The organism is Propionivibrio soli (assembly GCF_025770765.1).
In the GTDB taxonomy this organism is placed as follows: Bacteria; Pseudomonadota; Gammaproteobacteria; order Burkholderiales; family Rhodocyclaceae; genus Propionivibrio; species Propionivibrio soli.
The window spans coordinates 69936-91258 of the sequence record NZ_JANZKY010000013.1; the positions used below are offsets into that span (position 1 = coordinate 69936).

Annotated in this window: 22 protein-coding genes; 7 read left to right on the forward strand and 15 right to left on the reverse strand. The window is 59.0% G+C overall.

Going from position 1 to position 21323, the window contains the following annotated elements:
• Nucleotides 1–11: 11 nt before the first annotated feature.
• Nucleotides 12–221 (reverse strand): DUF3079 domain-containing protein, encoded by a 210-nt coding sequence (locus NZ453_RS15600; protein WP_263771635.1) that lies wholly within the window; start codon nucleotides 219–221, stop codon nucleotides 12–14.
• Nucleotides 222–821: 600 nt separating this feature from the next.
• On the opposite strand from NZ453_RS15600, the gene NZ453_RS15605 reads away from it, so the two are divergent.
• Nucleotides 822–1469, forward strand: a complete 648-nt coding sequence (locus NZ453_RS15605) for an HAD family hydrolase (RefSeq protein ID WP_263771636.1) — start codon at nucleotides 822–824, stop codon at nucleotides 1467–1469.
• Between the two features lie 28 nt (nucleotides 1470–1497).
• On the opposite strand, the gene NZ453_RS15610 is transcribed toward NZ453_RS15605, so the two are convergent.
• Entirely contained in the window at nucleotides 1498–2415 is a 918-nt protein-coding gene (locus tag NZ453_RS15610; RefSeq protein WP_263771637.1) for a dienelactone hydrolase family protein, read from the reverse strand.
• 160 nt (nucleotides 2416–2575) lie between these two features.
• On the opposite strand from NZ453_RS15610, the gene NZ453_RS15615 reads away from it, so the two are divergent.
• Both NZ453_RS15615 and NZ453_RS15620 read left to right on the forward strand, forming a co-directional pair.
• Nucleotides 2576–2965, forward strand: a complete 390-nt coding sequence (locus NZ453_RS15615) for a hypothetical protein (protein WP_263771639.1) — start codon at nucleotides 2576–2578, stop codon at nucleotides 2963–2965.
• A gap of 195 nt (nucleotides 2966–3160) precedes the next feature.
• Nucleotides 3161–3538 carry a response regulator gene (locus tag NZ453_RS15620; protein ID WP_263771640.1) on the forward strand — a complete coding sequence of 126 codons (378 nt, stop codon included), beginning with the start codon at nucleotides 3161–3163 and terminating at the stop codon, nucleotides 3536–3538.
• Between the two features lie 401 nt (nucleotides 3539–3939).
• Here the strand turns inward: NZ453_RS15620 and NZ453_RS15625 are convergent, their stop codons facing one another.
• Nucleotides 3940–4212 (reverse strand): hypothetical protein, encoded by a 273-nt coding sequence (locus tag NZ453_RS15625; protein WP_263771641.1) that lies wholly within the window; start codon nucleotides 4210–4212, stop codon nucleotides 3940–3942.
• Between the two features lie 451 nt (nucleotides 4213–4663).
• Here NZ453_RS15625 and NZ453_RS15630 point away from each other — a divergent pair, with 451 nt between their 5' ends.
• Nucleotides 4664–6016 (forward strand): anaerobic C4-dicarboxylate transporter, encoded by a 1353-nt coding sequence (locus NZ453_RS15630; protein ID WP_263771642.1) that lies wholly within the window; start codon nucleotides 4664–4666, stop codon nucleotides 6014–6016.
• A gap of 76 nt (nucleotides 6017–6092) precedes the next feature.
• Here NZ453_RS15630 and NZ453_RS15635 read toward each other — a convergent pair whose 3' ends face one another.
• From NZ453_RS15635 to NZ453_RS15680, 10 genes are all read right to left on the reverse strand, one after another.
• Entirely contained in the window at nucleotides 6093–6707 is a 615-nt protein-coding gene (locus NZ453_RS15635) for a response regulator (RefSeq protein ID WP_263771643.1), read from the reverse strand.
• Between the two features lie 17 nt (nucleotides 6708–6724).
• Entirely contained in the window at nucleotides 6725–9706 is a 2982-nt protein-coding gene (locus NZ453_RS15640; protein ID WP_263771644.1) for a response regulator, read from the reverse strand.
• A gap of 214 nt (nucleotides 9707–9920) precedes the next feature.
• On the reverse strand, nucleotides 9921–10817 hold the full coding sequence (locus NZ453_RS15645) for an HTD2 family dehydratase (RefSeq protein ID WP_263771645.1): 897 nt from the start codon (nucleotides 10815–10817) through the stop codon (nucleotides 9921–9923).
• 243 nt (nucleotides 10818–11060) lie between these two features.
• Complete coding sequence (locus NZ453_RS15650) at nucleotides 11061–11768, reverse strand: site-2 protease family protein (RefSeq protein WP_263771646.1); 708 nt, start codon at nucleotides 11766–11768, stop codon at nucleotides 11061–11063.
• Between the two features lie 49 nt (nucleotides 11769–11817).
• Nucleotides 11818–12564 (reverse strand): hypothetical protein, encoded by a 747-nt coding sequence (locus NZ453_RS15655; protein ID WP_263771647.1) that lies wholly within the window; start codon nucleotides 12562–12564, stop codon nucleotides 11818–11820.
• On the reverse strand, nucleotides 12561–13403 hold the full coding sequence (locus NZ453_RS15660) for a DUF2167 domain-containing protein (protein ID WP_263771648.1): 843 nt from the start codon (nucleotides 13401–13403) through the stop codon (nucleotides 12561–12563). The genes NZ453_RS15655 and NZ453_RS15660 overlap by 4 nt, the downstream gene beginning before the upstream one ends.
• Before the next feature lie 200 nt (nucleotides 13404–13603).
• Nucleotides 13604–14086 (reverse strand): acyl-CoA thioesterase, encoded by a 483-nt coding sequence (locus NZ453_RS15665; protein ID WP_263771649.1) that lies wholly within the window; start codon nucleotides 14084–14086, stop codon nucleotides 13604–13606.
• Nucleotides 14087–14180: 94 nt separating this feature from the next.
• Complete coding sequence (locus NZ453_RS15670; protein WP_263771651.1) at nucleotides 14181–15098, reverse strand: dTDP-4-dehydrorhamnose reductase family protein; 918 nt, start codon at nucleotides 15096–15098, stop codon at nucleotides 14181–14183.
• Nucleotides 15099–15303: 205 nt separating this feature from the next.
• Entirely contained in the window at nucleotides 15304–15834 is a 531-nt protein-coding gene (locus tag NZ453_RS15675) for a recombinase family protein (RefSeq protein WP_263771652.1), read from the reverse strand.
• Between the two features lie 151 nt (nucleotides 15835–15985).
• On the reverse strand, nucleotides 15986–17209 hold the full coding sequence (locus NZ453_RS15680) for a glycosyltransferase (RefSeq protein ID WP_263771654.1): 1224 nt from the start codon (nucleotides 17207–17209) through the stop codon (nucleotides 15986–15988).
• Between the two features lie 59 nt (nucleotides 17210–17268).
• Between NZ453_RS15680 and NZ453_RS15685 the strand changes: the two genes are divergently transcribed.
• Nucleotides 17269–17904, forward strand: a complete 636-nt coding sequence (locus NZ453_RS15685) for a TetR/AcrR family transcriptional regulator (RefSeq protein ID WP_263771655.1) — start codon at nucleotides 17269–17271, stop codon at nucleotides 17902–17904.
• 135 nt (nucleotides 17905–18039) lie between these two features.
• On the opposite strand, the gene NZ453_RS15690 is transcribed toward NZ453_RS15685, so the two are convergent.
• Complete coding sequence (locus tag NZ453_RS15690; protein WP_263771656.1) at nucleotides 18040–18936, reverse strand: LysR family transcriptional regulator; 897 nt, start codon at nucleotides 18934–18936, stop codon at nucleotides 18040–18042.
• Between the two features lie 88 nt (nucleotides 18937–19024).
• Between NZ453_RS15690 and NZ453_RS15695 the strand changes: the two genes are divergently transcribed.
• Nucleotides 19025–19807 (forward strand): NAD(P)H-dependent oxidoreductase, encoded by a 783-nt coding sequence (locus NZ453_RS15695; RefSeq protein WP_263771657.1) that lies wholly within the window; start codon nucleotides 19025–19027, stop codon nucleotides 19805–19807.
• Nucleotides 19808–19824: 17 nt separating this feature from the next.
• Here the strand turns inward: NZ453_RS15695 and NZ453_RS15700 are convergent, their stop codons facing one another.
• Nucleotides 19825–20205 carry a DUF4186 domain-containing protein gene (locus NZ453_RS15700; protein WP_263771658.1) on the reverse strand — a complete coding sequence of 127 codons (381 nt, stop codon included), beginning with the start codon at nucleotides 20203–20205 and terminating at the stop codon, nucleotides 19825–19827.
• 200 nt (nucleotides 20206–20405) lie between these two features.
• Between NZ453_RS15700 and rpoH the strand changes: the two genes are divergently transcribed.
• Entirely contained in the window at nucleotides 20406–21260 is an 855-nt protein-coding gene (rpoH, locus tag NZ453_RS15705) for an RNA polymerase sigma factor RpoH (protein ID WP_263771659.1), read from the forward strand.
• The last annotated feature ends 63 nt before the right edge of the window (nucleotides 21261–21323 follow it).

Sequence of the window (21323 nt, forward strand, 5' to 3'; positions counted from 1 at the left end):
GTGGCCTGGAGCTAGTTCTTCGTGGCTGCGGAGGAAGGCTTTTCTTCGACCTCAATTCCCCAGCCGCCGTATTCAAACCAATCCTCACCGAGCAGTTCGATTGGATGCTGCGTACGGTCGGAACCGTTGCCACAGGCAAGGGAATCGACCGAACAATACTTGTCGCATCCCCAACAAACGCGCTCGGGGTGCTTGGGGTGCAGTGGGAATTTTTTAGCCATATCAACGCTGTTCGCCGGGGCTTGTCAGCTTTTCCCGATCATTTAAACATGTATTAATTATACTCCTTTAACAGTGGAGAAAAAACGATATTTCAACTGAAACGACCTACGACGGCCATCGAAGCATTACCTGCGCGCTCAAGAACTGTTACGAAAACTGCAACGAAGCCATACAGACCTGGGGCTCTGTTTTCCGTACACTGCAATCGTTGCTTCAGCGCCCCCCGCTGGCAACGTTTGACCCTCCCTGACCCATCGCAATGATGGGATTTCAATCCCGTGCCGAACCGGCGCGGGATTTTTTTTGCCTGCATTCATCTAGTGAAAAATGGAGTTGAACCGGAAAGAGAAGCGGGAAGGGCGGCGTCGTGTCACTCAGCTTGGGGCCTGACCAGGGCAGGAGCGGATCTGGTTCTGTCTGAGGCCGTGCTGAGAACAAGGCGCGCTTCAGCGGTCCAACCATTTTCTCCGTGATCCCCCAAGAGCGATGCCAATCATGGCAGGGAGACGCGGTTCGCATTCACGATTCGCCCTGGTCGACTTACTGCGTACAATGCGCCGGCACGATTTTTCCGTGTTTCAAAACCAACTCCTCGATTTATGAAGAAAGACATCCGCGCCGTGATCTTCGACAGCGACGGCACGCTCGTAGACAGCGAAGTACCGGGCATGGACGCCCTGTTCGAACTCGCATGCGCCGCCGGCGTCCAGTTCACCCGGGCCGAAGCGCACGCCCGATTTCGCGGCGAGCGCATGGCCGATATCGCTGCGTGGGTCGGATCCCAGATTCCCGACAAGCCGGCGGACTTCGAAGCCCGGTTTACAAAGACGTATCGCGAAACCATCAACGAACGATTCAAGGCCAGCTTGCAACCGATGCCTGGAGCTTTCGATTTGCTGAGCCGGCTTTCGGTCCCGTTCGGCGTGGCTACCAATGGCCCGCGCGAGAAGGTATTGCTGACACTAGAGCTGACGGGACTCCTGCCGCTGGTTGGCGACCGCATTTACAGCGCTTACGACGACGGCCATTTCAAACCGGATCCCCGATTGTTCCTCCGCGCCTCCCGGTTGCTGGAGTGCGAGCCGGTGCGTTGCGCCGTCGTCGAAGACAGTATCCCCGGCCTGACCGCCGGGGTCGCTGCCGGCATGCAGGTCTTCTCGCTCCACGAGCGCGAAGGCGTGCCGGAGGAAATCGCCGGGCAGGTCGTCTTCATCCGCTCGCTGGCCGATTTGGACTCGTTTCTCTGAGCCGTGTGATAAGCGCTGTGGCGGCGGGCTAAACCAGGTATTTCCTGAGGTGCGCCAAGGTGCGTTCCCATGACAGCTTTGCGGCCTCCTCGTCGTAACGCGGCGTCGAGTTGTTGTGGAATCCATGTTGGGTGCCGGGGTATACGTACACCAGGTATGGTGTTCCGGCTGCCTTTAGAGCCGCCTCGAACGCCGGATAGGTCTCGTTGATGCGTTCGTCCTTCTCCGCCAGATGGCACAGGAGGGGCGCCTTGATTCGCGGAACGCTGGTCGTCTCGGCAGCGACGCCGTAGTACGGGGCGGCGGCATTGATTTCTTCGCCCATCGCCGCTGCCAAGTAGTTGACCACGCCTCCGCCGTAACAAAAGCCCGTGGCGCCGAGCTTTCCCGAAGAAAGCGCGTGGTTCTTGACGAAGCGCGCGCTGTTCAGCATGTCGGTGCGCAACTTGGTTTGGTCGAGGCCAGCCTGGAGCGTGCGGCCATCGTCATCGTTGCCGGGATAGCCGCCAACCGGGAATAGGCCGTCCGGGGCGAGCGCGAGAAACCCTTCGGCTCCGAGGCGACGAGCCACATCCTCGATGTAGGGATTTAGCCCCCGGTTTTCGTGTACCACCAGCACGGCCGGGGATGGCGCGGTGGCCGTCGGTTGAACCAGATACCCGCGCATTGTTCCTGAGTTGCCACCGGGCGACGGGTACTGAACGTACGAAGCCTTGATGCGTGGATCGGTGAATGAAACCGTTTGCGCCTGAGCGTAACGTGGCAGCAGAGCTTGCGCCATCGCCAAGCCACCGGCAATGGAAAGCGCGGCGGCGCGCGCGAGGAATTCGCGTCGGTCGATACGACCGTGACAGTACTCGTCGTACAGATCGAATACCCTTTGGTCGATCTCGTGCTGCGTTATGCCATGAACAGAGGGGTTGGCGGCCACGTTCACGTCGCTCATCGTCGATCTCCTTGTAAAGGCCACAGGCGGCGGTAGCGATGCAGATGGTTGGCGGCGCGCCACCGTTCCGTTTCAGCTTGAAATGTCATTTGGACAACCGGCGGGCCGTGCCGGTTTCTTTACGTTACCTCCTGCCCCTGCTTTCGGGGAGAATGCGCCCATGACTCAGGACAAGACACCTCTTCCTTCCGCCGATCATCGCGGCACCCAGGTCGCTTTGATCTTCGCTCTGGTCACCGAACGGCTTTCTACCTATTACGAACATGGCGTATGGCTGACGCCGGCGCAAGGCGCAACGCGGGCTGGCGAATGGCTAGGGCGAACGAAACGCGCACTGCCGCTACCCGTGCGGAGACATCTTTCCGAACTGAGCGATCAACTGGCGCGCCAGATCGCCAGTACGTTATCGCGCGAGGCCGGGCTCTATGCCGCACATGAGCTGACGGAATCGCTCGATCCCAACTACCGTTCCGAACTCGCCTTGTCGGTGATGGCCCAGTGCGAAGCCGTTTTCGATGCGAGCGGGCCGCTGGACGACGCTTCCACGTGACCCGTCATCGTTCTCCTTGAGAGCGAGTGGGGCAATTGACAGTCATTTCGCGGTCGCGGATAGTTTCGGCGTGGAGACGTCACAAGAGTTATGCGTGACGTGGGGCGCACCGCATGGGCCGGCCGGCTTTGCCGCAGGATCATGCGGACGCGAAAGAGAAGAGTGCGCTTTTTGTAGCGAATTGAGGGTAGAACCGTGACGCGTATCCTGATTGTGGACGATGAGGCCAACGTGCGGACGGCCGTTGTACAAGTGCTGTTGTCATGCAATCGGACGGATCTTGATTTCGATCAGGTGAGTACCGGGACCGAAGCGCTCAGACGGCTCCAGTCCGGGCGTTATAACCTGATGCTCGCCGACACGGCCATGCCCGGCATGAGCGGAGCGGAGTTGATGCGAGCGGTACGCGGCGACGACAAACTGAAAGCGCTCCCCGTGATCATGATGCTTGCGGTCGGCGCCGGAAAGCAGGATGTTTTGGATGCCGTGGCTCTTGGTATATCGGGGTTCGTAATCAAGCCCTTTCGACCGGACCAGTTGCGCGTGCAGCTCAAGAAGGTGCTCGGGTGGTAACTCCTCTTGAGAGGTAACCGACGCAATTTGCTTGGTCCACTCTGACGTCGAAACCAAAGGCTTCAGCGATGGCTACTGTCTGAGCCAACGTAACAATGCCATCCCTCAGTATCGTCGAATCGGGATCACGCGGGCCGAGGTTACTCCACTGAATACAGTCCCCAGCTCCGCGCTTCCGCCACATCAAAGTCAAGAAACAGGAAGCGCGCGTATGCCCCACGCAAAATCTCGCGAGCGTACCAGTTTGCCCCCGCCAGGATCGCTTCCGTTTTCTGCACCGGTTCGCCGAATTTCCGGTTAGCTGCGACTCGTGTGGTAGTGCCGGTTATCCGGATGCCCTTCCGAAACTCTTTTGGCAACACCTAAGCCGCTAACGCCCGGGAAAAACCGGCCTCCATCCCCTATTCATCCATGTCGTCTTCTTCGTCGTCGACATCCTCGTCCGGATAGTCCATTGCCTGGGAGGCGTCAATGAGCGCAACCGCTACTTCCGGGAATTCGGGATGGTTGGCAATTGAAGCGGGAACCTCGACAGGCTCCGAACTGCGGTACTCCGCAGTTTCGTTCCGGTGTTCGTGAGCTTCTCCGTACGATTCGAATACGTGCGCGATGATTTCGCCACCGCTTCCTTCCTGCAAAACGACGAAAGCCGTTTGATCGTCGATGCTCATCATTTCTCCTTGCGAAAGTGAGTGTCACGCTGAAATAAGTAGGGCCGTGGGCGAATCGACCCTCGCAGCCCACCGGAGTTCAACTCGCTTTCCCTTCGGCTCAAAAAGGCCCTGAAGATGCGCGGCGAACACAGCAAGCGGTATGCCCCTGCACCGCGCCGTTGCAGACCACGGCGCCATTCGACGCGGGCGGCGTTTTTTCCTTCATGGAATCCGCAGTTACCCCGGATATTTCGTCGGTACATCACAAGACACTACTCTTCCGGGTAGTCCCCCTACTGTCCGCGTGGTCTACGATTCACGCCAGTCAAAAGGCGGGCGACTGATCAAATTGGCATAACCCGTCTGCAATGGATCGGCGGTGGAAACGATAAGAAGAAATCCGCCGTCGAGGTGCGCTCCGAATAGCGAGCCGCATCCGACGAGCTATTTTTGACCAATCGGGGGAAGTCCTGTGGACACGACGATCGTATATGAATTTATCATTATCTTGTGCTGCCTGCTCGCAGGTGCGCGTTACGGCGGCTATGGGCTCGGGCTGATCAGCGGCTTTGGACTTCTGATTTTTGCCTTCGTCTTTCACCTTGCGCCGGGCAAGCCGCCAATCGACGTGTTGTTGACCATCATGGCCGTGCTCGGTTGTGCCTCGACACTGCAGACCGCCGGCGGACTCAACGTCATGATGCGTTTTGCCGAGCGGATACTGCGGCGCCATCCGAAACACATCACCTTGCTGGCACCGATCACGACATGGACCTTGACCGTGATGTGCGGCACCGGTCACGTGGTGTATACGATGTTTCCCATTATTTACGACATCGCCATCAAGACCGGAATCCGCCCGGAACGCCCGATGGCCGTGGCGTCCATCTCTTCGCAAATCGGGATCTGCGCTTCGCCCGTGTCCGTCGCGGTGGTATCAATGGTCGCCATCATGGCTAAAGCCAAGGGGCTCGACCATCCAGTGAGCATCGTCGAATTGCTTTCTGTCGGTATGCCGGCCACGTTCTGCGGCATGATCATGGCCGCTCTGTGGAGCATGCGCCGTGGCCTTGACCTGGACAAAGACCCGGACTTCCAGGCCAAGCTGAAAGATCCGGCGCAAAAGGACTACATTTACGGCGAAGCTGCCACCCTGCTGGATAAGGTTTTCCCGAAGGAAGCGTATTGGGCAACGGCGATTTTCTTTGCCGCAATCGGCATCGTGGTGCTGCTCGGTGCGTTCGAGGGGCTGCGCCCACTGGTCGGTGAGGTCGGCAAGACCAAGCCGCTGTCAATGAATCTGTTGATCCAGGTGATGATGCTTACGGCGGGTGCCGCAATTCTTGTGTTCTGCAAGGTGAAGCCGCAGGAAATCCCGAACGGTACCGTTTTCAAAGCCGGGATGGTCGCCGTGATATCCATTTTCGGCGTTGCCTGGATGGCCGACACGGTTTTCGAAGCCCATTTCAAACTGTTGAAGGAGGCGCTCGCAGGTATCGTCGCCGCCCAGCCCTGGACCTATGCGATTGTGTTGTTCATTGTCTCGAAGCTGGTCAACAGCCAGGCGGCAGCCATCGCGGCGATTGCGCCCCTTGGCGTCAGCTTGGGCGTCGACCCGAAAGTGATGATCGCCTTCTTGCCGGCGTGCTACGGCTATTTCATTCTGCCGACCTATGCCAGCGATCTGGCCTGCATTGGCTTCGACCGCTCCGGTACAACGCGCATTGGAAAGTTCGTCATCAACCACAGCTTCATTATTCCCGGCCTGATTGGAGTCGGGACGGGATGCGCCGTTGGGTGGCTGATGGTCAAGCTGTTGTTCTGATCGAACAGGAAAAAGCAACCAACGCAGCGGCCGGATTGTGTTCCGCGCTCTCCGGCTCGCCTGCTGCCCGATTCGATCAGTTCTTGCCGGAGTGACTGGCTACGGCCTGTGTCCGATTGTATGAGCCGAGAAGTCGAAGAATGTTCTTCATGTGGTACTTCACATTCTCTTCGGAGCAGCCGATGATTTTGGCGATTTCCCAGTTGGTCTTTCCTTCCTTCACCCACTGGAAAATCTCGCGCTGCCGCTCCGTGAGCAACTCCATCGCCTGGTCGGCCGGCGGCTCGGGCTGCGCCGTAGCAAGGAGTTCATCACGGAACCGTAGCTGGTTACGCACCCGAGCTTTGACGATGTCACCATTGATGGGCTTGGTGACATAGTCGATGGCGCCGGTATTCAACCCCTTGATTTCGTGGACCGGCGAATCGAGCGCTGTGACAAATATGACGGGCATGGACGCGGTGCGGGGATCGTCTTTCAATGCCGCGCACACGGCGTACCCATCCATGCCCGGCATCATGACGTCTAGCAGAATGACATCCGGTTTCGATTCGATGGCGCGGTAGACCGCTTCCTCGCCGCTTGTCGCGAAGACGACTTCGTACTCGTCTTTCAAAAGGTCGGACAGTATCTTGATGTTGATGAGTTCGTCATCGACGAGCAAAACCGAGTATTTCCGGGAAAAAGGCATGGTTTTCGTCCGTCCGGTTAACCCTGTCGGTAAACGTCCGTCGTGCCGGCCGATAGCGAAACCTCAGGTATTGCCTGAGCAGCCAGCGTGAAGAGTTGCTCGCGCGCTTCGCGGTAATTAAGCCCGTCGATCGACAGTTCAAGTTTGTCCATCTGGGTTTCCAAACCATTGCCCGCGAGCATTGCACGTAGTTCCGTGACCCGCTTTTCTGCGTTGAGGTTGTTGCCTGCCAACAACCGATCGATATCCGCTACGAGCGTTTGCAAGGCCTGAGCGTCCACGGATGGCGTGGCGACCGGCGGAGAATCAGCACAGGCCCAACGCGCGATTTCGCTGATCAACCGTTGCGGATTGACTGGTTTGGTGAGGTGCTGGTTGATCCCTGCTTCGAGGCATCGCTGGCGGTCCTGCTCCATCGCGTGTGCCGTCAACGCAATGATGGGAATCTCTCGCGACGATCGACGCCGTATTTCGCGCGCGGCGTCCAGCCCGTCCATTCCGGGCATTTCGAGATCCATCAGCATCAGGTCGTAGTGCCGCGTGGAATCGAGTGCAAAACGCACCGCGTCGTGCCCATTTGCAACGATGTCGCATGCGATGCCCGACGCGTCGAGAATCTCTCGCACAAGATGTTGATTGCTCTCGTTGTCTTCGGCCACAAGCACGTGGAGGCCTCGCACCTCGGGGACATCGCCCTGCATCTTGCCTGTGGGTGACAACGGTTGCCTCGCGACCGGTGCATCGTCGGCGCGGCGGATTGCGTCAGCCAGCGTAGCGGGCTCGATCGGTTTCGCAAGCAGAGCGTTAACTCCGGCATTTCCGGCCTGGAGCGACGAATCGTCGCTACCGCGCGATGTGAGCATGATGATTCGTGGTGGCCTGGATGCTCTCGTCTCCCTCAACCGGCCGACAATATCGAGGCTATCGACGGCCGATTTTCGGCAGTCGATCAGGAAAAGGTCAAAAGCCATCGTGTCCGCTTCTTGTGCCTGGGCCAGAAGCTCGATAGCCGATTCGCCGGTGTCAGCGAATGTCGCCGCCATGCCCCAGGCGCCAAGCAACTCGCCCAGCATGAGGCGCACGCTGGCATTGTTTTCGACGACAAGCACTCTGTATGGCGGCAGACCGGAAGCCAGCTGGCGAATAGGGATGGCTGTGTCGTGACCGCTCCCGAAGACGGCGGAGAAAGAGAACGTGCTGCCGATGCCGGGTTGGCTATAGACATTGATTACTCCGCCCATTGCTTCGACGAGTTTTCTGCTGATTGCCAACCCCAGCCCGGTGCCTCCATACCGTCGAGTCGTCGATTGATCGGCTTGGCTGAAAGATCGGAAGAGACGTTCCAGTTCTCCGGTGGAAATGCCGATCCCGGTGTCCTCGATGGCGAACTTCAATTCGACGGCGGTGTTCGACGTCCGCGTGCAGGTTGCCGATACCCGAACTTCGCCGCGATCAGTGAACTTGATAGCGTTATTGACGAAGTTGAGCAGCACCTGCCCCAGGCGTAAGGGATCACCGACCAAGCGTGCGGGGACGTCGGGATCGATACGGAAAACAAGTTCCAGTCCCTTGCCCTCGGCACTGAGCGCAAGGATTGACGCGACGTTGCTGAAAATCTCGCACAAGTCGAATGCGACGCGTTCAATCTGCAGCTTGCCGGCCTCGATCTTGGAGAAATCGAGAATGTTGTTCAGCACGCCGAGCAAGGTGGTCGCGGCCGAATCGACGTTGGCGAGATAATTGCGCTGTTTTGATGTGAGCTCGGTTTTCAGGGTGAGATGAGTGAGGCCAAGAATGGCGTTCATGGGCGTGCGGATCTCGTGGCTCATGTTGGCGAGAAACTCTGACTTGGCCTGATTCGCCGAGTCTGCGTCGGCCTTGGCGCGCTTGAGCTCAGACACCGTGTGCCGCAACTGCTCGCTTTGTTCCAGCAGGCTGGTGTTCAACACCTCCAGTTCACCGTGTTTGGCCTCGAGTTTCTCATGCGCCGCCTGCAGGGCCTGCTGCGATTCTTCGCGCTCGAGGCGACGCTTATGGATCTGATGGAAGTACATGAACAGCAGGATCAGAAACGTTCCAGCTGCCATGGCCGCAGCCGACGTGAGGCTTGCTCGCGTTTCGACTTCGTTGAGCGGCGTAAAGATACTGACTTCCCATTTCGATCCAGACAGGAGAGCACTGCGCACGAAGTAGCGCCGTCCTTCAGGTTTTTCTCCGTCGCTATCGATGCGAACGATACGGTCGCCGTTGTCGAGGTTTCTCTCATGGACAATGTGAACCGGCGTCCTGAGGCGTGAGCCATACTGTTGGGTCTTTTCCAACTGGTCGATCGTCTTCGCATCCAGTGTACGGAGCGCGCGATATTTCCAGTCCTTATGTGAACTGAGGAACGCAATACCATTCTCGTCGGTGACGACCATCGTGTCCTGTTCGTCGTCCCATCGCGCATCGAGATCGCCGAGATCGACTTTTACAACCGCGATGCCGGCCTGTTTGCTATCCGAATTGGCCCGGTGGGCGAGGTAATAGCCGGGTTTCTGGCTGACGGTGCCGACACCGTAGAATCTACCCTTGCCGTTTCCGATGGCGTCCTGAAAGTACGGCCGAAAATAGTAGTTGTTGCCGAGAAATGTCGGCGTATCGGCCCAGTTGCTGGAGGCGATCGTCAACCCTTTGGCATCGATGACGTAGATAGCCTCGGATCCTGCCGTTCGGTTCAGATTCTGCAGATAGTCATTGAGCTTGCCGATGCGCAGAGGATCATCCGCGTGCTCAAGAGCGTCCATGACCAAGGGATGGTTTGCCGTGATCTCGGGCAAGTAATCGTACTTGTCCATCGGCGAGAAGAGGGCGGCGCTGAAAGCTTCCAGGCGGCGTGCCGCGATCGCCTGACGATCCCGGATACCGGTTTGCAGGCTGGCGTTGTAAACGAGGTAGCCAAACGCCAACAGCATCCCGAAAATGGACAGCGTGTTTCGTATCCGTCTGGCACGTAGCATCGAGTCGCTCTTCGCTTCGTATGCGCGATGATTCGTCTTGTGGCGACGCGTACAACTTTCGGCGCCACTCTATGCGGTGACCGCGTTACTGTCGCCTCTCCTGATCAGCGAAGCATTCTATCAGTCACTGCTGGCCGTCTTCGTCTCGCGTCAGTACGAGTCGTTTCAAGGACTCCGCGAACACTGTGTGACTACCGCCCCTAGCCAGCCGTCTTTATTCAAAGCAAAGCAGTTCGCACTGCGCCTGCATCGTTAGCCATCCCTCGTGGTCTTCAGCCCATAGGCGCACGGTCTTGCCGTCCTCACTTGGCTGACCGTTGATGCGGAAAGGATGCAGATCGAACGTCGGGCGAACGGCGCGGAACTGAAAGCGTTTGATGAAGGCGGCGGGTGCATTTCGCCGCACCAGATCGAGAAGAAGCGTGGCGATGAGCGGGCCATGGACAATGAGGCCGGGATACTTCTCGACCTCGGTCACGTAAGAGCGATCGTAGTGAATACGGTGGCCGTTGAACGTCAGCGCCGAATACCGGAAGAGCAGTACAGCATCCGCGTCAATTTCGCGCTGCCACGCCGCGCCTTTGTCCGAGGCGATTGGGGCGGGCGGCGTTTCGCCGGGAAGTGCGGCGTCACGGTAAACGATATTGTGGCGTTCGACGAGCGTGGGTCCTTGTCCGTTATGCACGTCGTGGCGGACCTGAACGAAGACCAACTCCCCGCTCTTTCCCTTCTTGTGTGTAACAGATTCAATGGTCGATTCCCGGGTGGCTGAATCACCAATTCGCAGTGGATTGTCTTCGTTCCAGGTAAAGTCCCCGCCGGCCCACATCCGCCGCGGCAAAGGCACCGGCGGGAGAAAACCTCCGCGTCTGGCGTGGCCGTCCGGCCCCAGTTCTCGTTGCAGATGTTGTGGGAGGAAGTAAATCCAATGCCACAACGGCGGTAATGGCACGCCGGGGTGGATATCAACATCATCGAGATCGAGTGTTGCCCGCAGCCCGCGGGCCGGTGCGGCCGAAATGTCGTCCGAGCTGCTCTCCGTTTTCCCGACCCAACGCTGCAGGAGATCGAGATCATCCTGGCCGAGGGAGCTTACGTTTTGCGCTTCCATAGACGTTTTCCTCAAAGGTCGTTGGCCGGCAGGCGCTGGCGCCGGCTACGCCGGTCGAATGAGATGCTGGCGGCACACGTCGCCTGCACATGCTGCCATACAATCGGCTCGCGTCACAGTTGGAAAAAATTGGTCAGGGTGGGCAGAGACTCTCATGGCGTGCAGGCAACGTTTCGGCCCTAAAGGCTCCCGTTCCGTCGCCGAACCCTTTGCTTGTCCCGATGAGAAAAAGAAACGTCCGACTTACTCGATGCCCGGAAGCTGTCTGTGCAATTCGTAGGCCGTGACGGCGAGAAATCCGGCGAGGATGAGGTATTGCGCCGCGTACCCGATGCGCGTGTTGGCTGGCACGTCGTAATACGCTGTCGCGATGCTCGAGCGGTCCCTGAATAGCGAAAAGACCTGGGGTGCGGCCATCACGGCGATGGCAACGAGCATCGGGCTTGGCCGCCAGAAATATAAAGCCGCCAGGAGGGGAAGCCCCGCGAACCAGATGCGGGGTGACACCGCGGCCATGATTCGGCCGCCATCGAGCGGCGAGAGTGGGATGAGATTGAATAGGTTGAGCATGAAGCCCGAATACGCCACCGCGAGCATCAAGCCGTTGTCACTATTGCGGCCCAATAGATAGCAGACGAACGCCGCCACTGTGCCCAATAACGGACCGCAAATGGCGACATAAGCTTCCGTCTCGGCGTCCAGCGGTTGTTCCTTCAAATTGATCCAGGCGCCAACGAAGGGGATGAAACAAGGGACTCCAACATCAAGCCGGCGTTGCTTTGCGGCAAGGTAATGGCCCATTTCATGAGCGAACAGCAAGGCAATGAATCCAGCCGCGTAGAGCCACCCGAAGACCCAGGAGTAGGCGACAAGGGACAGCACCATCGTCCCTCCTGTCATCATCACTTTGGAGAGCTTGCCCGTGACGAGAAGCATCGTGAGCAGTTTCATGCCCGATCCCTCGTCAGTGAGCCGTTTGCCGGCGGTTCTTGCCTCGCGGTCAGCACAACGACTGTTCCCCGGTGTTCCTGTTCGTTGTTAAGCGGGCAACCAGCCGGTTCAGTTTGGCTACGCTTTCCGGGCGCCCGTCCGACCACATCAATTCGTTCTCAAGTCGGGTGATCAATGCCTGCCGTGTTTCCGCCCAATCGGCATCACATTGAAGTGCACGCGCTGCGTTTTCGAGATCGAACGGTAATTCGTGAGCCAACGATAGATGGCGGACGAGGTTCAATGCAAATGGCGGGCAGGTCAATGATTCGAAAGCGAGGCGGACGAAGGCCGCGCCCGAACACCGGAGTTGTCGGCGCTGAATCCAGATGTAGCTCAATGCGCTTGTCGCCGCTCCGTAAAAAGACACGATTGCTGCGAGCATGAACGCATCGCGATGCCTTGCGAATAAACCGGCTGGCAGCAGGATGAACAACGCAAATGCCATGAATCCTACTTGGACCGCCAGCCAGCCAAACAGATGGTTCGGCTCCTCGACTTCATTTTCGGGCGTGCTCTCCTCTCCCATCGACCACGTTATCCGATAGAGAGGGCGATGCGGCGCAAAAGGATTGGGTAGCAAAACCCCTTTTCCCTTGCACTGGAAGGCATCGGATGCGAAAAGGACGCGCCAACGATTTCCACGGGACGGGTAGAGAACCGCTTCGTTATCGTAGAGGAGGACCGCCGAGTCATAGAGATAGAGGACCAGCACGGCACCGATCAGCAAATACTCCGCAGAGGGCAGCAGCATCACGAAGGCTTGCGTCTGAACAGAGAGCGAACCCCGGCGAAGACGGCTACTCCAGCGCCAGCCAAGACTTTCCAGGTCGCTGCCAGGAAGGCGCCGAGGACGCCCCATAGCCCTTTCTTTGTGGCTACCGCGGCCGCTCCTCCGGCGACGAGTGCAGCAAGCCCGTATTCGGCGATGCGGTCGCCCTGTTTGAACTCAGAGTATTTCTCTCCCGACTTGTATTCGAACCCGGGAAGCACGGACTTGAAGCTCTCTACATTGCTCGCCAGCTTGTCGGGACTGGAAACCAGCGTCGCGCTCGTTACGCCGCTACGGCCCAGAATGCGCACGGTGTAGTTCACACTCACGTGGTTGTTGCTGCGCAGCCGAACCCCCCATTCGAGTCGCTTGCTGACCTCGTCGTAATGCGGCGGGACGGACCAACCGTCCGTGTAGATTTCCGCAATGCCGAGACGTTGCCGTTCCTTGTTGCTCGGCGCGTCGTTTTCCTTCAGGTTCTTCAGCAAGGCGTCCGCGTCGATCTTTTCGTCGTCCTTGACGTAACCCGATGGATCAAACTGGAATACGGCCCACCAGCCGTCTTTCCTGTTGTAGATGATGTAGTTGCCGTCCTCGGGAATATTGCCGGTTAGTTCAAGGAAGCGCTTGCTGTTCTGTTCGTCGATGAACAGAAGGTCCGCCGTCGTCTTCAAGACGGCCTTGTCGGCAATTGTTGCAAGGCTCGGCCCTTCCTGCCATTTCAATGCCTGCATCGCCTCCATGCGATCCTCTTCCGATGCCGGTGCGGCAAAAACCAGGCAAGGCAGGATCAAGGCGATAGAAAGGCACCCTCGCAGCTTCATTATTGTTCTCCCTTTGTGGCGAAAAATAGCCAAACATACATTAATTGTGCGTGATAACGCAATTATGTAGTGTTTGTAAAGGGAAATGCCGTCGGTTAGATGGGGATGGGCAAGCCGACGGCAGGAATTGGCTATCGATCAGTGTCAGTGAACGACTGCTAGATGTATTGCATAGCTCCGCCGTTTTTTGGCGGCTAGACTTAGGCGATGCGCAGTGCCGGCAGATAGACTTCCCGGAACTCGGGAGGCATCCGGCGCGCGCTGCCGGTGCTCAATGCGATGCAGACGAGATCCCACCGCCCGCGCAGGATCGTTGCATGGTCGCCGTCCGCCCGTACGAGTTGAAACCGCCGTTCCAGCGTCAGCTTGCCATCGCTCGCCGTCAGCCAGGTGCCCAGGACCAGCCGATCGCCAAGGGAACTGGAGAGAAGATAGTCGTACTCGCCGCGCCGGATCGCCATTCCCCGGTCCAGTCGCTGGTAAGCGGCGAGGTCGAGACCGATGGCCTTTGAATGTGCCCAGGCTACCGCCTCGCACCACTGCACGTAGACTGCGTTGTTCGTGTGGTTCAAGCCGTCGATCTCGTCAGGAGAGGGGGTGATCGACACGGTAAAGGGGGCGGGATAATCCCAGTCGATATCGGCGATCGCCTCGTCGCACCGCTTTTCTTGCCTTGTCATCATCAATTTGTTCTTGGAGTTGTCATGTTTGCGGCCAGCCGCTCCAGACGCGCTCCGCTGTTACGCCGGGTGGAATGGCCGTGCGGCGGGTCAAATCCTACCCTCGGACGAACGGAGCCAGCGCCGCGCGGATGCCTTCGGCAAAGCGGATGCGGGGGGTGAATCCGAGCGCATCGAGCCGCGAGGAATCCAGCCGGCAATCCTTGGGTCGGGGAGCTCCAGCCGGCGGATTCGGGTCTGCACGGACGAGCGCAGCGTCCGCACCGAGCGCGTCTGCGATCACGCGTGCCATTCCGTACTTGGTTAACTGTTCGCGGCCGGCAAAATGGAAGATTCCGGTGAACCGTGGCATTGAATCGCTGGTGAGCCCGGCCGCCACGGTGGCAACGGCTTCCGCAACATCGTCTGCGTGCGCAGGATAGCGCATGGCCCAATCTTCTGCCGTTAGGGGGCGCCCTTCGAGAAGCTTCACGGCAAGCTCGGTAACGGGCGATTCCCCCAACGTTTCGACCTGACCGTAAAGAATCGGGATTCGCAGAATGGCGAAGGAAGGGGTGCCGGCGGCCAAGTAGGCTGCACGAACCACTTCCTCCCCAGCGAGTTTCATGCGCCCATAGGCATTGAGCTGTGACGGCTTGGCATCGACCGCATAGGGAGGCGAGCTGCCGTCGAAGACGTAATCGGTCGAGATGTAGATAAAGGCGGCACCGTTCGCCGCCGCGAGGGCCGCCAATAGCGCTGTGGCATCCACATTAATCCGCTCGGCGGCCGCTGGGTCTCCGTCAACGACGTCGGGCCTCCGCTCTGCGGCAGAATGCACAACCAGACGTGGCGACAACTCGGCGAAGGCGGTGCGGACGGTGTGCTCGTCAGTCAAATCGAGGTGACGTAACGGCGGTTTGACTCTCGAGCGCGCTGTGCCGATCAGATCGCCCGGTGAGCCGGCGAGGGGCGCGAGACGATCCATCAGAGACCGACCAAGAAGACCGGAAGCGCCCGTGAGCAGAATTTTCATGATGGAACTCTAGCATAGCGGGTTGGAGGGGCTGCACACGTCCGGCCGTGGTTGCCCGCTAAGCGCGAGGGAGACAATGTTTCAGATGGCCGGAGCTTTGTGCCCCCTATTTGTACTTGCCGCGGGTGGCTTTCGCTATGGCGAATGCGCGGGAATCCATGGCGTTCATTCTTGCGTGCCGTACTAGCGCAAGGCGAGGGGGCTCTCAGGAAACGTCACGCAATCGGAGGAATCGGAACATGGTTTCCCGGCCATCGCGAAAATCGCTCGTCCGCTCGTTCTTGCTTCGCGTGGATGGCGGTGGCCTGTTCCCCGCGGTGGCCGCACTCGGCGTCAATGTGTCTCCCCGCCGCTCGAATTCAGCAACGGCGTTCAGGAGATTCACCAGCACGCTCGTAGTCGGCGCATCCTGGGCTGGAAAAGTGAAGTTTTCCTTGTGGAACTGGACCGTGACTCCGCGTGCTACGAGTTCCGCTACGACATCGCGCAGATCGCCCAGATCGTCTGCCAAATGATCCATGGAAGGAACGTGGAGCGTGTCGCCTTCCTTCAGATATTCCAGCGCCGCTCGACGGTGTGGGCGCGGTTCTCCGGTGACATCGGAAAACGTCCTGCTCAAACGAATGCTTTCGAGCGGCCACTCGGCGTCGTTGTCTACGGACGGGCTGTTGAAGTATCCAACTTGCCTCCCCGCAGAAACGGAGTGAAGGGTACGGCGGTCTCGCGACTGATTCATGCGTAGTACTCCCAGTGCTTTTTTGCTCACAGCGGAAAGGCAGCAGAATCGGCTATCGGTTCCCAAGGTCCGTCATCTTCGACGCAACGGATACCGCGTCATAGAAGAAGCGCCTGGCATGGGCTCTTTGGCGCTTCCCGTTTGATCACCGCTAACCGTCGCTTTGGCGTACTCCGATCAAAGACTCGATTGCCGCGACAGCCGTGCCCAAGCCATCTTCCCGGTCCATGCTTTCCCCGGCTCGGATAGCGCGTTCGCGAACCCCCGGTTTTTCAGTAAAAGCGAGCGCGTTAGCCAGAGCGCCCGCGTTGAAATGTCGTCCATTCAGCGCGGGCGGTGCGACGCCAAGGCGTGCCAGCCGCTGGGCCCAGAAGAACTGGTCGCCGGCGAACGGCACGACGACGGAAGGCTTTCCGGCACGTGTCGCGGAATGAGCTGTTCCCGATCCACCGTGGTGAACCACGGCCGCCGTTTGCGGAAACAGCCAATCGTGCGGTGTGGGGCCTATACAGTGGATGTTATCGGGGAATACGACATTGTCCATTCCGCTCCATCCCGGATAGAACAGCGCACGTCGTCCATCGAGGGCGGAAACCAATGTTTCCGCCGTCCGCTTCGCGTCGATTCCTGCCATGCTTCCGAACCCGACATAGATGGGAGGCGGTCCGGCCCGAAGAAAGGCAGCGAGTTCAGGTGGCGGCGAGAAACTATCTGTCGGCGATACCCACTGTCCGCACATCAAGGCATATGATGGCCAGTCGGCCGGTTGAGGAAGGATCGTCGGCGAGATGCCGTAAAGCATTGGATGCCCGGCCGGGAGCGCTCTCCACGGTGGCAAGCCCAGCAGGCTCTCCCGCGCCGCATTCAGCGTCTTCTTGAACGCCAGCCAGAAAAGCTGGTTGGTCAGGCGGAGACTGGCGTGATTGAGGATGGTCGGGACCCATCCGGGTGGCAGAAAGGCCGAGGGAAATTCGCGTGACGGAGTGAGTGGGATCATGCCAGCGCCGATAGCCCGGATACCCAGGTGCTCGGCGACCGAAAGCCCGACGAAACCGGCAAGTCCGGACGTGATGATCGCGTCGCATCCTCGCGCCGCGGCGAGCGCTTCCTTGGTCCAGCGCATCGTGTTGTTATTTGTCAGACGCACCAGCGCCTTGGCGGTGCCTTTCGGGCCCTGTTTTCCCCACTCGGAGAAAAGCTCCTGAATGTCGCCGGAAAGGGCGGACGCGGGAACGCCGAGTTCGTTCGCCGACCCCAGGGTTCGCCGGTCGCCCATGAGGTGAACCTCATAGCCGGATTGGCGTAGTGCGCGGCCTAGGGCCGCGAGGGGCCGCGTGTCGCCTTCCGTGCCATAAGTCAGGACCAATAGTCTCATCGCATTCCTCTGCAAAATGTATACGTCGTATACTTTAGCATTGCGTATACTCTTCGGCCATGACGAGACAATCCATCCGTGAAGGCGCCGTCAATACCTCCATCCACCCAGGCTTGCGGGCAATGAAGAAGTCGCAGCTGCTTGAGCGCATTGCTTCTGCGGCCGGCGAACTGTTTCTGAGCAAGGGATACGTGGCGGTGACCATGGAACAGGTGGCGGTGCAAGCAGATGTTTCCAAACGCACGCTCTACAAATACTTCCCCGCCAAAGAGGCCATTCTGGCTCACCTTCTGGAAGATGAGCTTGCGCACGACCTCGATGATCGGCAACTCGGACTTCAGGACGCGCGTTCTTTTCGGGCGGGAGCGTCAGCGCTGCTTGCGGAGTCAGCCACTTGGTGCGAGGGACATTCCGACTACCTCTTGCCTTACATCCGATACAAGTTTTCGGTCTTCGAGCCTGGAGCAGATGCCGGTAGCGACCGCGGACTCGTACCGGCGTGGGAGGCACTAATCAGCGCCGGTCAGCGCCACGGTGAGCTGGATCCCAACCGGCCTGCTTACCAACTAGCGATCTACTTTCACTACCTGTACCTTGGCGCGCTGATGCGTTGGATCACCGGTCGGGATCTGAGCCTAGCAGGCGAGTTCGAGACGGTCGTACGGCTCTTCGTTGAAGGCGCCGCAGCACGGTGAGTGTCTTGCCGCGGCCGCCCGAATGTCGGCGAACCCGAACATCAAGAGGACGTTGAGGGTGCCTGGGATCACGTGGCGTAGTTGAAGGCGTTTCCATCGCTACGGCCATAGCTATACTCAAAATAAAGTGAGCCGCTACACCGACTTGGCGATGAAATCCCGCAGCCACTGGTGTGCCGGATCACGGTGTTTTCGTTCGTGCCAAAGCATCAGCATCTCAAAGCCAGGAACCTCCACAGGCGGCTCGACCGCTTGCAGCTTCTCATTCTCTCGCACCAGACGCGACGGTATCAGCCCCACGAGATCAGTGCTCGCCAGCACGGCGCCGAGGAACAGGAAGTGAGGCACGGAAAGCGCCACCCGCCGGGTCATGCCCAGTTCGCCCAACGCCGTATCCGTAGGACCGTAAAAGCCCCCGCCGTCCGGCGACACGATCGCATGATCGAATTGGCAAAACTGAGCCAATGTTGGGCGGCATTTCAGCAAGGGGTGCCCGATCCGGCCAGCCAGAACGTACCGCTCCGTCAATATCGAACGTCGACGCAGGTTAGTCGGCGCTTCGGGGCTGATATGAAAAGCGAGGTCGATGTCACCTTGTTCGGCTTGACGCGATAGCGCCGGTGGATTCAGCCCGAGAATGGCCAGCCTCGTGTTCGGCGCGGCCGACCGGAGTCCGGCGAGTGCTGGCATCACGATCGCGGACTCGCTGTAGTCGGAGGCGACAATCCGCCAGGTATGGGTCGCTTGCGCGGGGTCGAAGGGGCTGGAAGGCGCAATCGCCTGCTGCAGTGTTTCCAAGGCCTGGCGCAACGGCTCGCGCAATTCATCGGCTCGCGCCGTCGGTCGCATGCCGCGCGGGCCGGGAAGCAACAGCGGGTCGCCGAAGACTTCCCGCAGCTTGGCGAGCTGCACGCTGACCGTGGGCTGCGAGAGGTGCAGACGGTCAGCGGCGCGGGTTACGTTGTGTTCCGCGAGCAGGGCGTCGAGGGTGACCAGCAGATTGAGGTCGATGCGCCGTAAGGTATTGTTCATTTCTATGCCACGTATATTGGGAATTCATTTCCAATATATCTCATCAGGCCTTACGGTATTGCTTCCCAATTACTTTGAGTACCTAGCCATGAACGTACTTCTCGTCTTCGCCCATCCTGAACCTCGATCCTTGAATGGGGCACTCAAGGACTTTTCCGTCCGGCGCCTCGAACGCGCCGGCCATGTCGTGCAGGTCTCCGACCTGTATGCCATGAAATGGAAAGCCGCGCTCGATGCGGACGACAATACCGCACCCCTACTCGGGTCGCGCTTCAATCCTTCTGCCGACTCCAAGCGGGCGTACGAAAACGGTACGCAGAGCGCCGACATCGAGCGCGAACAGAGCAAGCTCCGCTGGGCCGATGCCGTCATCCTGCAGTTTCCGCTATGGTGGTTCACGATGCCCGCCATCCTGAAGGGCTGGGTGGACCGGGTGTATGCGTACGGTTTCGCCTACGGCGTAGGCGAACACTCGGACTCGCACTGGGGCGACCGTTACGGCGAGGGCTCGATGGCCGGCAAGCGGGCGATGCTTGTCGTTACAACGGGTGGCTGGGCCTCGCATTACGGGTCCCGTGGCATCAACGGTCCGATTGACGACATCCTTTTCCCGATTCAGCACGGCGTCCTGTTCTACCCAGGGTTTGACGTGCTGCCACCGCATGTGATCCACCGCACCAGCAAGGTGACCGAAGCGTCCTTCGGCGAAGTCTGCGAATCGTTGGGAAAACGACTCGATGCCCTTTGGACAACGCCCCCGCTGCGGTTCCGCAGGCAAAACGCCGGCGATTATCTGATTCCCGAACTGACGCTGAGAGAAGAGCTTGCGCCGGGAAAGTCGGGGTTCGCCGTTCATACGGAATCGACCTGAAGGCCTTGAAGCGACAATCAGCGCGGAGAGTTGGGTAGCCCAGTTTCCCCTTCTTGTGTCTCGATCCAGCGCATGATCGCGGCCACGACATGCGCTTGCTCTTCCGGCGTCAGCTGATGGCCGGCGGCTATATCGTGCCATTTCGCAAGACAACTCCGGCAGCACGTCGCCGTGGCGTGTTGCGCGACAAACACCGGGTGGCCACGGAACGGCGTTTGCCGGCCATCGTTGGCAGGCTTGGCAGGCGCGAGACGCTGCGCCACAAACTCCCTGGCATGATCGGCAATCGTTTCTGTTCCCTTTGCTGCCAAGTACTCATGTTCCTTTGCCCCGAGGGAAAAGCGGCGGCGAAAGCGGGATTTACTTAAAGCGGCGAAAAGAAGATCGAGGTTGCGCATTTGGAAGAAGGTGACCGATTGGAAGAAGGCTTCTACTGGCTTTCCGCCCAGCTCTGGTAGCCCTGTATGCCGGAAGCGGATTCTGAGCTTAATGGCTGCTGTTACATATAGATACGAGAAACTTATGGTCTGTTTAGCACTCTCAGGACGAGAGTGCTAAACTGCAAATGCAGTACAACGAGTAAGGAGGTGCAGTTCAGATGACACACGCTTTGGCTTTTCCGACCATTTCGGCGGTGGGCAATATTGACGCCTACATCCAGATGGCGAAACGGTTTCCGATCCTTTCTGAGGAGGAAGAGTTTCGCCTGGCGAAGCGGTATCGTGAAGAAGCGGATCTTGAAGCGGCGCGCCAACTGGTTCTTTCGCACTTGCGCTTGGTGATTTCGATTGCTCGCGGCTACTTAGGCTACGGGCTTCCCCATGCCGACCTGATCCAGGAAGGCAACATCGGCCTGATGAAGGCGGTGAAGCGCTTCGACCCGTCGCACGGCGTCCGGTTGGTGTCCTTTGCTATCCATTGGATCAAAGCCGAGATTCACGAATACGTATTGAAGAACTGGCGCATGGTCAAGGTTGCGACGACCAAGGCGCAGCGCAAGCTGTTCTTCAATCTGCGCAGCATGAAGCCGGGAAGCGACGCGCTTACCCCCGCACAGGTCGCCGATATCGCCCATCAACTCACCGTGAAGCCGGAAGAAGTCGTCGAGATGGAAACTCGGCTTTCGGGTCATGATTTGGCGTTGGAAACCGGCAATGACGACGAGGACGCTTTCGCGCCGATCGCGTATCTTGAGGACAACCGTAGCGAGCCGACGCGGGTGCTGGAATCCCGCGCGATGGACGAGCTTCAGAGCAATGGCCTGCAAACGGCGCTCGCGGGGCTGGACGAACGGAGCCGGCGCATCGTCGAGGCCCGTTGGCTGAGCGAGGAGCCGGCCACGCTGCATGATCTGGCCGCTGAGTTCAAGGTTTCCGCAGAACGGATCCGTCAGATCGAATCGAAGGCGATGCAGAAAATGCGCACGACGCTGGCGCCCATGGCGGGAGCGTAGGCGAGAAGCGTCGTCGCCACCATTTAGTTCGCGCTGGTACTTACACATCTGCCGCCCGGTTTC